General features: G+C 67.0%; 12 protein-coding genes. 7 read left to right on the forward strand and 5 right to left on the reverse strand.

Annotation, left to right across the window (positions count from 1 at the left end):
- Nucleotides 1-10: 10 nt before the first annotated feature.
- Nucleotides 11-1,273, reverse strand: a complete 1,263-nt coding sequence (locus tag NK1_RS28160; protein WP_063013544.1) for a diguanylate cyclase domain-containing protein — start codon at nucleotides 1,271-1,273, stop codon at nucleotides 11-13.
- Between the two features lie 741 nt (nucleotides 1,274-2,014).
- On the opposite strand from NK1_RS28160, the gene NK1_RS34780 reads away from it, so the two are divergent.
- The 5 genes from NK1_RS34780 to NK1_RS28180 all read left to right on the forward strand — a co-directional run bounded on the left by NK1_RS34780 (nucleotide 2,015) and on the right by NK1_RS28180 (nucleotide 6,513).
- On the forward strand, nucleotides 2,015-2,155 hold the full coding sequence (locus NK1_RS34780; RefSeq protein ID WP_157104478.1) for a keywimysin-related RiPP: 141 nt from the start codon (nucleotides 2,015-2,017) through the stop codon (nucleotides 2,153-2,155).
- A gap of 158 nt (nucleotides 2,156-2,313) precedes the next feature.
- The gene (locus NK1_RS28165) at nucleotides 2,314-4,029 is read left to right on the forward strand and encodes an asparagine synthase-related protein (RefSeq protein ID WP_063013546.1); all 1,716 of its coding nucleotides are present in this window, start codon (nucleotides 2,314-2,316) and stop codon (nucleotides 4,027-4,029) included.
- Between the two features lie 21 nt (nucleotides 4,030-4,050).
- Nucleotides 4,051-4,302: a lasso peptide biosynthesis PqqD family chaperone gene (locus NK1_RS28170; protein ID WP_063013601.1), complete on the forward strand. Its 252-nt coding sequence runs from the start codon at nucleotides 4,051-4,053 to the stop codon at nucleotides 4,300-4,302.
- A complete protein-coding gene (locus tag NK1_RS28175; RefSeq protein ID WP_218023183.1) occupies nucleotides 4,299-4,745 on the forward strand; it encodes a lasso peptide biosynthesis B2 protein in 447 nt (148 codons plus the stop codon). Before NK1_RS28170 ends, NK1_RS28175 begins: the two co-directional genes overlap by 4 nt.
- Nucleotides 4,735-6,513 carry an ABC transporter ATP-binding protein gene (locus tag NK1_RS28180; protein WP_063013603.1) on the forward strand — a complete coding sequence of 593 codons (1,779 nt, stop codon included), beginning with the start codon at nucleotides 4,735-4,737 and terminating at the stop codon, nucleotides 6,511-6,513. Before NK1_RS28175 ends, NK1_RS28180 begins: the two co-directional genes overlap by 11 nt.
- A gap of 18 nt (nucleotides 6,514-6,531) precedes the next feature.
- On the opposite strand, the gene NK1_RS28185 is transcribed toward NK1_RS28180, so the two are convergent.
- Nucleotides 6,532-7,302: a hypothetical protein gene (locus NK1_RS28185; protein ID WP_157104479.1), complete on the reverse strand. Its 771-nt coding sequence runs from the start codon at nucleotides 7,300-7,302 to the stop codon at nucleotides 6,532-6,534.
- A 111-nt stretch (nucleotides 7,303-7,413) separates the two neighbouring features.
- Between NK1_RS28185 and sigJ the strand changes: the two genes are divergently transcribed.
- The gene (gene sigJ / locus NK1_RS28190; protein ID WP_063013552.1) at nucleotides 7,414-8,301 is read left to right on the forward strand and encodes an RNA polymerase sigma factor SigJ; all 888 of its coding nucleotides are present in this window, start codon (nucleotides 7,414-7,416) and stop codon (nucleotides 8,299-8,301) included.
- A 149-nt stretch (nucleotides 8,302-8,450) separates the two neighbouring features.
- Nucleotides 8,451-9,677 (forward strand): cytochrome P450 family protein, encoded by a 1,227-nt coding sequence (locus NK1_RS28195; RefSeq protein ID WP_063013554.1) that lies wholly within the window; start codon nucleotides 8,451-8,453, stop codon nucleotides 9,675-9,677.
- 18 nt (nucleotides 9,678-9,695) lie between these two features.
- Here the strand turns inward: NK1_RS28195 and NK1_RS28200 are convergent, their stop codons facing one another.
- The 3 genes from NK1_RS28200 to NK1_RS28210 form a co-directional block, all read right to left on the reverse strand.
- On the reverse strand, nucleotides 9,696-10,922 hold the full coding sequence (locus NK1_RS28200) for a fatty acid desaturase family protein (RefSeq protein ID WP_063013556.1): 1,227 nt from the start codon (nucleotides 10,920-10,922) through the stop codon (nucleotides 9,696-9,698).
- A 140-nt stretch (nucleotides 10,923-11,062) separates the two neighbouring features.
- Nucleotides 11,063-11,812, reverse strand: a complete 750-nt coding sequence (locus NK1_RS28205; protein ID WP_063013558.1) for a neutral zinc metallopeptidase — start codon at nucleotides 11,810-11,812, stop codon at nucleotides 11,063-11,065.
- Nucleotides 11,813-12,041: 229 nt separating this feature from the next.
- Nucleotides 12,042-12,530, reverse strand: coding sequence for a MarR family winged helix-turn-helix transcriptional regulator (locus tag NK1_RS28210; RefSeq protein WP_063013560.1), 489 nt, complete (start codon nucleotides 12,528-12,530; stop codon nucleotides 12,042-12,044).
- Nucleotides 12,531-12,559 lie beyond the last annotated feature (29 nt).

Raw genomic sequence — 12,559 nt, forward strand, 5'->3', positions numbered from 1 at the left:
CCGCCCTGAGCTATTCGGCGGCGCGACCGTTCTCGTCACGATGCAGCACCCAGGTGCCGCGGCCGGCCGCCTTGGCCCGGTAGAGGCCCACGTCGGCATCGTTCAACAGTTTCTCGGCGTTCGCTCCCGCGACCGGGGCGACGACGGCGCCGATACTGGCCGACATCGCCAGCAGATCGGTGGGACCGACGGGAACCGGTTCTCGCAGGGTCGCGAGCATCGTCTCTGCGGCGGCATGGGCGGTCTCCTCGTCGCAGGGCGGTGCGAGCAGCGCGACGAACTCGTCGCCGCCGATGCGGGTGACCGTGACCGACGGTGAGGCCATCTTCGCCTCCAGCCGCCGCCCGACCTCGACCAGCACGCTGTCGCCCGCGCGGTGGCCGTAGCGGTCGTTGATCAGCTTGAACTCGTCGAGATCCAGAAAGCACAAACCGATGTGGTCGGCGGGGCCGGCCGTCGCGACGATGGCCTCCAACTGCTCGAGCAGGCAGTGCCGGTTGGGCAGACCGGTCAACGGGTCGTGACGCGCCTGCCACCACAGCTTTTGCTCCATCGCGCGGCGCTCGGTGATGTCCTCCCCGACCGCGAGCAGGCGCAGATCACGCCCGCCCGCGCCGCGCACCAGCGTCATCGTCCACGAACCCCAGCAGACGGTGCCGTCGGGGCGGCAGAAGCGGCCTTCGAAGTGCACGGTGCCGTGCCGGCGCTGATACAGATCGACGACCACCTGCTGGAGCTTGTCGCGATCCTCGGGGTGCATCAGATCCAGCCCCGCGATACCCGGCACTTCCTCCGGTTTCATCCCGACCATCCGCGCCGTGGTCGGGTTGGCTTCCAGCGTGATGCCGTTGCTGTCGTACAGCGCGATCGCCACCGCCGCGTTGTCGAACACCACCCGGAACCGCTGGTCGGCTATTTCCTGGCTGTCCTTGTGGACCTTCAACAACTCGGCGCTGTAGCCGCGCCCGAGTTCGCCCAGGAGGGCACCGAACCGCTGCGTGCGATCCGGCCGCTGCGACCGCTCCAGCAAACAGGCCAGCACCGTCGCGGACGGAGTCATCAGGGCGGGGTCGGTCAGCTTCCACCGCACCATCTCGACCCCGACTCGGTACGCGGGCGACGGATCGAACGGTTCGGCCGACATGGCGGCCTCCAGGTCGACGATCCATTCCGTCAACCGGTGGGCGCGCGGCAGAGCCGTCGGCACGCCACCGCAATCGACCAGGGCCGCCGACCAGTCCCGCGCCATATCGGCGGCCTCGCGCCTGTCCATCCGCGAGGACCTTCCTCCATCGCCGGACCCGCGGGGCCCGGCACCGACGACCCTCCCCATTCGCTAACAACGAGCATACGAAAGAACCGCCCTGCCGTGTGGGCGACGGCACGAACCGGCACACGACCGCGGGGAACTGTGCGCCCGCACCGATCGGGCAAACCTCACCCGCACGGCGTCGGGATCGGAGAACCGGCCGCGTCGACGGCACCTGCTTCCGGGACGCCGGACCGCCCGAACGCAGCCCGTCACCGATTCGCGGCTGCGAGCGAGGCGCTCTTCGACGGTAGAGCCGACCGGCTCACCACGTCCGTGCGGTCGGTGGCCGAAGTCGCCCGATGGGGCGCACCAGCGAACGCGCCCCCCGCCGAGGGGCGTCGGGCGCCGTGAAAAATCAAGCTCAACAAGCGATTTCGTGGCCAGCGCTCGAAGTTCCTTGACGAGCCATTGCTTACAGCGCAGAATAGCGGGCGGGGACGGGGAGCAGGTCGCCGGGCGATATCAGGGGAGGATTCGCAACAGGCCCGAAAGTCTTTGCGGTAGGGCGACTTACATTCGGTACGACAACCACGTGTCTGTCCCGACTGTACGGGGGGTTGATCAGCGGTGTCGGCATTTTCGACACGATCCGCTTTCCTCGAACGGCTTCATCGATTCTCGGTTGCGCACGTCCGCGTCGAACAGATCGACGCGGAATGAGACCGCCTCCAAGGGGAGTGCGAGGAAGGAAGGAAAGTGAAGATGGAGAACACGGCAGAAAGCTCGGACAAGAAGGTCTACGAGAAGCCGGTGGTCGCCAAATGTGGCGATTTCCGGAAGCTCACCGGGGGCGTCTTCACCACGGAATCCGACCTGCTGGTCGGACGCCGCGGAATGATCTGAGCCATCATCGCCGAGCTCGAATCGTAGGGGGTTAGAAGATGACTGGCGATGCCCGGACAGGTTTCGTCGTTCTGCCCGATCACGCGGCGGGAGCGGGCATCGCCAGGCGTCTTCTCCCATGGGCGCGAATAGTGGCCGAGCACCGTTCGGGACGGCCGATGGTCGTAGGACATTGTCCCGACCGGCCGATCATCCGCACGATCGGACGGGCGGCGCGGGTCGTGATACTCGGCCACGCTCTGATCGATGAGGACGCGGTTCTCGCCTACGCGATGTCGATAGATTCACCGGCCCGATGGCGGGTGGTCCTCGACGCGGTCGACGGATCTTTTCACTCGATCGTCGAGGTGAACGGTGACATCCACGTGAACGGCGCCGCCTACGGATCCCGCGGCCTGTACCGCTCTCGCGTGGACGGCATCGATATCACCGCCGACACCGTGCACGCCCTCCGCCATCTCGTCGGCGGGAAACTCGATGCCGGCGTTCTCGCCGCACATCTGCTCGAACCCGTTCCACATCACCTCGCACAACGTCCGCTGCTCGAGGGAATCGAACCGCTTGCCCCCGGCACCGGATTGGTGCTCACACCGAACGGTGCATCCCGCCCGGTCCGGCACGCGCGAAGAACAGTCGTCCAGGACCTCGAAGCGGGCGCGCACGACGTGCGGAGCCGGCTCTCGGCAGCAGTAAACGCGCGGACCGCGGCGGGCGGCACGGTCACCTCGGAACTGTCGGGCGGCTACGACTCGACGGCGATCAGCTTTCTCGCCGCGCGCGGACCGGCGGAGATCACGCTGCTGACGGCCCGCGGACGCGATTCCGCCAACGAGGACCTCGAGTGGGCCCTGCTCGCCGCCCGGCACCTGCCGCATGTGCGGCACACGATCCTTCCGGACACCGAACTGCCCTTCACCTACGCCGGATTGGGAGACGGCCCGACCTGGCTGAACGAGCCGTCACCGCTCATCGTCGGCAGGAGCCGAGTCGGTGCGCTCGCGGCATTGGCTGCGACCTTCGGATCGACCGTGCACCTGACCGGCCACGGAGGCGACCATCTGTTCACCGGCCTGCCGGCGCTCTACCGCGATCTGCTGTGGCATCGTCCGCTGACCGCTTGGCGAGGGCTGCGCAGCTTCGGCGCACTCGGCGGATGGCGCTCACGAGATCTCCTGTACGGCGCGGTCGAGTCCGCCGATTTCCGTTCGTGGTGGACGAGGAATTCCACACCGATCACAGGTGTGCCGGAACGGCGCAAACCCATGCTGGGCTGGGCACTCGTTCCATCAATTCCCGCCTGGGCGACAGAGTCGGCAAAAAGCGCTGTGCACGAGGGTATCTCGTGGATGGCAACCACCACCGAACCGCTGGCCCCGGCACGCGGCCGCCATGTCGAACTGGAGTCGGTCGTCGAGGGCGCCCGCACGGTGGCCGTGTTGAATCGGATCTCACTGGCATCCGGTGGTCCGCCGCTGTCCGCACCCTATTTCGACGACGGCGTGATCTCGGCTGCCTTGTCGGTGGCGGTGCCACACCGAGTCAGCGCTTGGACATACAAACCTCTGCTCCGCGCGGCGGTCAGCGGAATCGTGCCCGACGAGGTGTTGCGCAGACAGACCAAGGACAGCGGATCACGAGATGTCGAATTGGGCTTGCGGCAACACCGCGACGAGCTCGTGGCGCTGTGGGAAGGATCGAAACTCGGCGATCTCGGCCTGATCGACTCCGAGCGACTGAAGCGCTTGTGCGCCAATCCCAGTTCGTTCGAATTGGAAGACGGAACGATGTTCAGCACCATCGCCTGCGAGCTCTGGCTGCGTGATCTGGAACGTGACTTTCTCGAGCCGCACCACACCGGCGCGAGGAACGGGTAACGAGTGGGAGGGACCATGGATATGACAACACCGAGGCTCGGTTTGTCTTTCGTGCGAACGGAATACGGGGGCGTCGTTCTCGATCTGCAGCAAGGCGAATATTGGCGGCTCAATCCGGTCGGCGCGGAGGTGTTCGCCGCACTCGTCGCCGGCGAGGGCGCCGATCCCGTGGCGGCAGTGCTGGATCGGTTCGACGTCGATGCCGTGACCGCACGGCGAGACGTCGGCGAACTGGTGACCCACCTCCGGGATGTCGGGCTGGTGACGGCGTGAGCCAACAGATGTCGCTCGGGACCGTAGCGGAGGCGGACGGACGCCGAGGCGAACGCGTGGCGGCGGCGTGGGCCGTTCGGGCCGCACGAATCATCGTCAGGTTGCCGCCGCGACGGATCGAATGGATTCTGAGGCAATTGCATCGAGGAAGTAGTCCCGCCCCGTTCGACGATGCCGAACGGTGGCGACACCGGGTCGTCGAGGTAAGTCCCGATGCCGCCGGACGATACGGCTGCCTGATCAGGTCCGTCGCGACGACGCTGTTGAGCCGGCGCTACGGTGCGTGGACAACCTGGTGTGTCGGCGTGCGCACAGAATTACCGTTCGCTGCACACGCATGGGTCGAAGCAGACGGGAAGCTGGTCGGGGAGGCGGGAGATATGACGACATTCAGTCGACTGATCGTGGTCGGCCGGCAGGACGTGGATGCCGATGTCAACTGACGACGGGGCGGTTCACCACGGCGATTCCTGGCCGCGGCGGGTCGGCGCGCTCCTGAGACTGCTCGTACCCCAACGTCATTCGCTGCTGGCGGCGACGGCGTTGCTTCTCGTCGGCACCGGGTTGTCGCTGGCGCAGCCGCTGCTGGCGGGGCAGGTCGTGCGGGATGCGTCGTCGGGCACGACAATCGCATGGTCGCTCGCGGCGTTGGTGGGGGCTTATCTCCTGTACGCCGTCGCGGACACCGGCGGCACCTACATCCTCGAGCGAACCAGCGAATCCGTGCTCCTGTCCGTGCGCCGTCGCCTGGCCGGGCATCTGTTGCGGTTGCGGATTCCCACGCTGGAGTCACAGCGGGTCGGTGATCTCATCTCCCGGATCACGCTCGATTCGACCGTGATCCGCAACGCCGTCGGAAGCAGTGTGGTCCAGATAGTCACGGGCGCAATCACACTCGTCGGCACCGTGGTGGTGATGATCTATCTCGACTGGCTGCTGTTCTCGATCGTCTTCGTCACCGTGGGTGTTGCCGCGGGGGCGATGTTGCTGGTCATGACGAGAATCGAGGTGGCTTCGGTTCGTTTGCAGGAGAGCGTCGGCGCGCTGTCCGCCGATATCGAGCGCGCGCTGAACGGTGTGCGCACGGTCAAGGTCAACAATGCCGAGGATCGCGAACACGAGCGGTTGACCGAGCTGGCCGGTGCGGCGTTCGCCGCCGGCGTGCGCGCGGCCCGGTTGAAGGCGCTCGGAAATCCGGCGATGCACCTGGCGGTGACCGGGTCGTTCGTGGTGTCACTGCTGGTCGGCGGCGTACGGGTGGCGAATCATCAGATGGAGCTGAGCAGTCTCGTCACGATGATGCTGCTCGCGATGAATCTGCTGATTCCGGTCGGCGATCTGTTCAACGGCTCCGTCGGTTTGCAGAAGGCCTTGGGCGCGCTCAGCCGGATCGAATCGACACTGAGTCTGCCGGCCGAGGATGTCGACCAGATCCCGCAGGGCGGCGTCGAACCGGCTGGTTCGGTGATCGAGACCCACTCGGAGAACGGACATCCCGCACTCGAATTCCGGGACGTGCGTTTCTCCTACGACGAGCGGCCGATCCTGCGCGGCGTGAGTTTCGCGGTACCTCCGCGGGGACATGTGGCCCTGGTCGGCCACTCGGGTGCCGGAAAATCCACCGTATTCTCCCTGGTGAGCCGGTTCTACAATCCGGACACCGGCGATATTCTGCTCGGCGGCCGCTCCTACGCCGGCCGGCCACGCCGAGCGTGGCGCTCGGAGATCAGCTTGCTGGAGCAGAACGCGCCGCTGCTGTTCGGCAGCCTTCGCGACAATCTGACCTACCGGCAGCCGGGCCTCGGCGATGACGAGCTACGACGCGCGATCGAGCTCGCCGGCCTGGCCGATCTCGTCGCCCGGCTCCCCCGCGGCCTCGACACCCCGGTGGGCGAGCACGGTGTTCTGCTCTCCGGCGGCGAGCGCCAACGCGTGGCGCTGGCCCGAGCGCTGATCCGCCGCCCGGTACTGATGATGCTCGACGAACCCACCGCCATGCTCGACGCCGAAACCGAGAAGGCGCTCAACGGCACCATCCGGAACGTGCGAAAAGAATGCGCCCTCTTGGTGATCGCCCATCGCCTGTCCACCATCCGCGAGGCCGATACCGTCCTGTTCCTGAAGGACGGGCGGATCGTCGACAGCGGTCCGCACGACGAACTGGTCGCCCGCAATGCCGACTATCGACAGTTGGTGGGCGCGAAGGTGTGAATCGGCGGTGGCGGCCGGTCAGCTCGACAGCGTCGCTAGTGCGGCCGGGTCGAACAAGTCCCGGATTCGGTTCCACGGGAGTTGAACCGGGTAGTAGTCGCCCCGAGCGTGGGCGACGGAGAAGTAGACGGTGAGTCCCTCCGGAGCGGGCACCCAGTCGGCGAAATCGTCAGCGCCGGGAGCGTGGGTGAACAGCGTGGGCCCGTCCGCGGGCACCAGGCTCTGGGCGGTGGTGGCGAGCGCGCCCCAGGCCTGGCCAGGGTCACGGAGGGCCGTCGGCAGCATGACGGGTTGCGCGGTGCCGGTGTCGATCACCACGGTGCCGATCTGGTTGACCGGATGCGGGCCGCCCTCCCATGTGTGATCCGTAATCAGCACGCCCGCAACGACATGCGCGCCGATGCGGGTGACGCGGCTCGTTTCGCCGCAACGGAGCTGGGCGGCATGCAGCGCACCGTCCGCGGCACCGCCGCTCAGATCGGCCAGCGATGCGCGCATCGCCGAGTTGAACCGATCGCGAACCGCTTGGTCACCCCCCTCGAGTTGCGGCAGCACGACGTCGGTCGTCAGGCTCGGGGTCTGCTCTCGCACCGGCACGGTGATGCCACCGTAAGGCCCTGCCGCCGGCGCGGCGGGAAGCGGACAACCGGCGTCCTGATCGGGCGCAGCGGTCATCTGCCGAGCCACCGGTTCGGACGACGTGGGCGCCGAAGCACCGTCTTCCCCGGCGCCGCAACCCGAAAGCGCGACCGCACCGACCACGATCGCAACCAGAACCGAGCTTTTCATGGCGAACTCCCCCACTCTCACGGCGAACGGCAGCATATATCGGCCTCACATTTCGCCGCGCTGTTTCGTCCACAGTGGAAAGGGCCTGTACCGAACGAGGGAGCGAACATCATGACCGATCCGGAATCGAGCGCCGTGGTGAGCGAGCGGCGAGCACTGCTCAACCTCGCCTACCGGCTGCTCGGCTCCCTCGCCGAGGCCGAGGACGTGGTGCAGGAGACCTATGCGCGCTGGTACGCCATGTCCCCGGAACAGCAGCGCGCCGTCGCGGCGCCCGGGGGCTGGTTGCGCACCGTGGCCAGCCGCATCTGCCTGGATCTGCTCGGTTCGGCGCGGGCCCGGCGCGAGCGCTACGTCGGGGAATGGATCCCGGAGCCGGTGCCCGATCGCAGCGAGTGGGGCGCACCCGCACCGGCCGATCCGGCCGACCGGGTGACGCTCGACGAATCGATCAGTATGGCGTTCCTCGTCGTGCTCGATTCCATGACGCCGGCCGAGCGGGTGGCCTTCGTCCTGCATGATGTCTTCCGCTATTCCTTCGCGGAGATCGCCGATATCGTCGGCCGCACGCCCGCGGCCTGCCGCCAGCTCGCCTCCTCCGCGCGCCGCCGCGTCCGGACCTCGGCGAGTCCGTCCCGGGACGAGCGCGCCGAGGTTGTCAGGGACTTCAAACGGGCCTGGGAAACGAAGGATATCGAGGCGTTGATCGAGATTCTGGATCCGCGGGCGGTCGCGACGGCCGACAGCGGTGGCCGGGTACTGGCGTTCCGCGACCCGATCAACGGCGGCGAGCAGATCGCGCGCGCCTGGATCCACATCGCCTCCCGCGCAGGAGAAGTCACGCTGCTCGAGCGGACCGTCAACGGCCAGCCCGGCCTGGTGGCGCAGATCGACGGGACCATCGCGACCGTCTACGCCTTCGATATCGCCGACGGCCGGATCACCCGCATCTGGGCGATCCGCAATCCGGAGAAGTTGCGGCAGTGGACGGAAGCCTGACCGGACGAAAGCGGTTCGCGCGGAACGGATCTACGCGAATCGGGCATCCGCGTCCCGGCGCGATTTTCGGTACTTTGGATACGGTCACCGTTACGACTGGGCTGACACCGTGGGGAGCGTCGAGCGGCGCCGGTAGCAGGGAGCACAGTATGGCCGAGGCCGAGGTATCCGAGCAGATCGAACTGGTGGAGGAGGACTTCCACGACGATCCGCACAAGTACTACGAGCGCTGGCGGGCCCGGGGGCCGGTGCATCACGTGCGGTTCACGCACGAGCGCGGGATTCCGTGCTGGGTCGTGGTGGGCCACGCCGAAGCGCGGGCAGCGCTCGCCGATCCCCGATTGCACAAGAACTCCGCCGGCACCATCGACCTGTTCCGGCGCAAAGGTTCTGCGGTGCTGTCGAATTCGGATGTGCAGGCCTTGAGCACCCATATGCTCAATACCGATCCGCCCGAACATACGCGGCTGCGGAAGCTGGTGAACAAGGCCTTCACGCCACGGCGGGTGGCGGCATTGCGTCCCCGCATCGAGGAGATCACCGCCGGACTGCTCGACGAGGTGGCGGCGCACGACGAGGTCGACCTGCTGCACGCGTTCGCGACCCCGCTACCCGTCACCGTGATCTGCGAATTGCTCGGGGTTCCCTTCACCGATCGCGACGATTTCCAGCTGTGGACGAAGATCCTGGTGGGCGCCGCCGGAGACCTGGCGGACCGCGACCGCGCATCCGCCGACATGGGCGGATATCTGACGGCTCTGCTGGCGGACAAGCGCGCCCGGCCCGGCGACGACCTGCTGTCGGGGCTGGCCACCGAATCCGACGACGGTGACCGTCTCACCGATCAGGAATTGGTGGCGATGGCTTTCCTCCTGTTGGTGGCCGGCCACGAGACGACGGTGAATCTCATCGGCAACGGCACCTTCGCACTGCTGCGCAACCGGCCCCAATTCGATGCGCTGCGCGCGGATCCGGAGGGCATCCCCGCCGCCGTGGAGGAATTTCTGCGGCTCGACGGCCCGGTCGGCTGGGCCACGGTCCGGTACACCGAGGAACCCGTCGACATCGGCGGAACCGTCGTTCCCGCAGGCGAATTGGTCTATGTCGCCCTGTCGGCGGCCGATCGCGATCCCGATCGATACCATTCGCCGGACGCACTCGATATCGGCCGAAAACCGTCCGGGCATGTGGCTTTCGGCCACGGAATCCACTTCTGCGTCGGCGCTCCCCTGGCTCGGATGGAGGCGGCCGTCGCCTTCACCGCTCTGCTGGATCGCTTTCCGAAGCTGGCCCTGGCGCCTTCGTTCACTCCGCGATGGCAGCCGAGCCTGCTCATGCGCGGCCTGACGGAACTGCCGGTGCGCCCGCACGGTTAGGCCGGACCGACCGGCTCATCAGGCCGGCAGCGCGGTCTTCGCCGCCACCGCACGCAGCGCGGTGCGCAGCCCTCGTCGCGAACGAGGAGGCGCGCCGTCCGCTGCGGCGAAGGGGCGATATCCGAGAAACTTTCGCTCCGAGGCGGTTTCGGGCGCATCGTCGGAGGTCGCGGTGAGAAAGCGGTCCGGAAGCGCCAATTTGTGGATCGTGCGGAGGGTGAGCGCGTATTGCCGCAGCAGTGGCCCCGTGGTGTACGGCAGATCGAATTCTTCACACAGCGCACGCACGCGGGCGGCGATTTCGCGGTACCGGTTGCTGGGCAGATCCGGGAACAGGTGGTGCTCGATCTGGTAGCACAGGTTGCCGCTCATGAAGGCCTGCACCCGCCCGGCATCGAAGTTCGCGGTGCCCAGCATCTGGCGCAGATACCATTCCGCCTTGGTTTCCGATTCCAGCACCGACGGCGTGAATTTCTCCGCCCCGTCGGGGAAATGCCCGCAGAAGATCACCAGGTACGCCCACAGGTTGCGCAGCACATTGGCGCCGAGGTTGGCGAAAAGCGTGCGCCGCCAGCGTTTTCCGCTCAACGCCGGAAACAGTACGTAATCCTTGCCGGCCTGCCGGATCAGTTTTCCGAGCAACGCTCGGGTCTGACCGGCCTTCTCGGCGGGATCGGCGGCCCGGTCGTGTTCGGAGTCCAGATCGTGCCAGGCGATACCCCATTCGAACGTCGCCGCCAGCAGCACGTTCTGCAACGGTTGCAGCAGCAGGCGTGGGTGCCAGCGTTGATCTCTGGTCACCCGCATGACGCCGAAGCCGATGTCGTCGTCCATTCCCAGCACGTTGGTGTAGAGGTGATGGCGGACGTTGTGCGCATAACGCCATTGAGCGGACAGCCCGGCCATATCCCACTCCCAGGTGGTGGAGTGGATTTCCGGGTCGTTCATCCAATCCCACTGACCGTGGGAGACGTTGTGCCCGATCTCCATGTTCTCGACGCTCTTGGCCGTCGCCAGGCCCGCCGTACCGAGCAACCAGGCCAGGCGGCCGCGACCGCCGAGGATGATCAGTCGCGCGGCGGCGTCGAGAGTGCGCTGAAAGACGATCGTCCGGCGAATATAGTTCGCGTCGCGCGCCCCCAGATCGGCCTCGACATCGGCGCGAATACGGTCGAGCTCACGCCCCAGCGCCTCGATATCGGCGGGCCCGAGATGTGCGTACGCGCCGATCTCGGTAATTGCCATGGTCTACATCCTCGAATTGGTGTGTGGTGGCGCGAACGCCCACCGACGAGGACATATGCGGAGACCCGCCGATGCCCCGAGCCTACCCGCACCCGATGAACAGCCCGCGACACGACCGAGGTGTCGCGCGACCGCGTGTTTCATTCCAGCCACGCGTCGCTGCGCGCCGCCCACGGATTGCATTCGTACAGCGACGGTTCAGCGGGGGAGGCGGGATCGCTGCTCGGATTCATGCCCCACCCGAACCAGTTGGCGATGTTCTGGTTGGTCCCGTGCCAGCGTCGTTCGCCCGGCCGATCGCCCGCACCGGCATTGTTGGTGTAGGCCCGGTCGGCCAGGCTCCGGGTGATCGCACCGCGTCCGGTGTTGACGCCGTAGAACATCCCGGAGAAGCACCAGGCCTGCAGCTCCAACCGCCGGTTGAGCAGGTCGACCTCCGGTCCGCTCCAGTTCAATGCCGAGGCTCGGGCCTGGAAGGCGGCCATGATCCCGGTGAGCTGTTGCACGTGGTGCTCGTATTCGTGCGAGAGCACCGCGAGCACATTGCCGACTCCGTACCCGATGACCGGGGCCATGGTGTCGAACGGCATCACGATCGTCCGGTCGGCGGCGCAGTAGAACGCTTCCCGATTGCTGCCGGTGGAACTGCACGCACCGTGGTAGTCACCGATTCGGGCGCCCGCCCACAGAGCGGGCGAGGACATGGCGATCCGGAAGTGAGCCAGGGTCGGCGCCCACGCGGCGTCGTGGCAGCCGATCGCGGCCCGGTAGTACGCCTCCGCACCGTCCGGAGTGTTCCGCCAGCCGGGCAGCCGGCAATCGACGCTCGACAGACCCACACCCTGTTCGCTGAGTACCGGATTGCCACCGAGTTCCGGATCGGATTTCACGGGGCCGGTTTGCGGACGATTTCCGGCGACTGCCGTCGGGCCGGGTGTGGCCCGCGCCGTAGCCTGCGGCATGACCGGCGAGTCGACGGGTTCCGGCGAGTGGGCCGTCGCGCATCCACAGAGGAGCAGAGCGGCGACAGCTGAAAAGATCCCCCCACGAAGCAATTTCACGCCCTACTTGTACCAGAGCTCGCCCGCGGCCGGTCGGCGACGAACGGTGTGCCGCCGATCAGCTTCCGAGTTCGGATGCGGAGTCCGATCCTGCGGTACCGGTCTGCCGGAGGAAGTCCGCGATCACCTCCAGCTCCGTTTCCGAATACCGCTCGAGCAGTTCGTCCATGCGCCGGTTCATACCCGAGAAGACGTGGAAGAGTTCGGAATTGCGTTCGCGGACGGCGCGCAGGGTGACTGCGCGCCGATCGCTCGCCTCGGGGTCACGTTCCCGGACGATCCAGCCGCCCTTCTGTAACCGGTCCAGGACGCCGGTGAGGGTGGCCGGGTGCAAACCGGTGCGCCGGGCGAGGGCGGTCGGCGAGAGGGGACCCTGCCGGTTGATCAGGTCGAGACAGGTCCAGTCCACGTCGCGGAGTTCGACCCGGCCGCCGAATCGGCGATTCAGCAGAGCGAGCTGAATGTTCAAGTCGCGCAACGCATCCTTGACGTCGACGGTCAACCGGCGCCGTTGCTGCGCGGCCGCGCGATCCGCCTCCGAGCTCATCGGCACCCTCCGGTCGATTCATACGGTTT

Origin of the sequence: Nocardia kruczakiae NBRC 101016 (assembly GCF_001612965.1) — a bacterium.
Taxonomy (GTDB): domain Bacteria; phylum Actinomycetota; class Actinomycetes; order Mycobacteriales; family Mycobacteriaceae; genus Nocardia; species Nocardia kruczakiae.

Bases quoted from the DNA above. Each gene is read 5' to 3' on its own strand.
- NK1_RS28185 (WP_157104479.1), bottom strand. From the start codon at position 7,302: ATGAAAAGCTCGGTTCTGGTTGCGATCGTGGTCGGTGCGGTCGCGCTT.
- NK1_RS28180 (WP_063013603.1), top strand. From the start codon at position 4,735: ATGTCAACTGACGACGGGGCGGTTCACCACGGCGATTCCTGGCCGCGG.
- NK1_RS28165 (WP_063013546.1), top strand. From the start codon at position 2,314: ATGGTCGTAGGACATTGTCCCGACCGGCCGATCATCCGCACGATCGGA.
- NK1_RS28195 (WP_063013554.1), top strand. From the start codon at position 8,451: ATGGCCGAGGCCGAGGTATCCGAGCAGATCGAACTGGTGGAGGAGGAC.
- NK1_RS28170 (WP_063013601.1), top strand. From the start codon at position 4,051: ATGACAACACCGAGGCTCGGTTTGTCTTTCGTGCGAACGGAATACGGG.
- NK1_RS28160 (WP_063013544.1), bottom strand. From the start codon at position 1,273: ATGGACAGGCGCGAGGCCGCCGATATGGCGCGGGACTGGTCGGCGGCC.
- NK1_RS28210 (WP_063013560.1), bottom strand. From the start codon at position 12,530: ATGAGCTCGGAGGCGGATCGCGCGGCCGCGCAGCAACGGCGCCGGTTG.
- sigJ (WP_063013552.1), top strand. From the start codon at position 7,414: ATGACCGATCCGGAATCGAGCGCCGTGGTGAGCGAGCGGCGAGCACTG.
- NK1_RS34780 (WP_157104478.1), top strand. From the start codon at position 2,015: ATGGAGAACACGGCAGAAAGCTCGGACAAGAAGGTCTACGAGAAGCCG.
- NK1_RS28200 (WP_063013556.1), bottom strand. From the start codon at position 10,922: ATGGCAATTACCGAGATCGGCGCGTACGCACATCTCGGGCCCGCCGAT.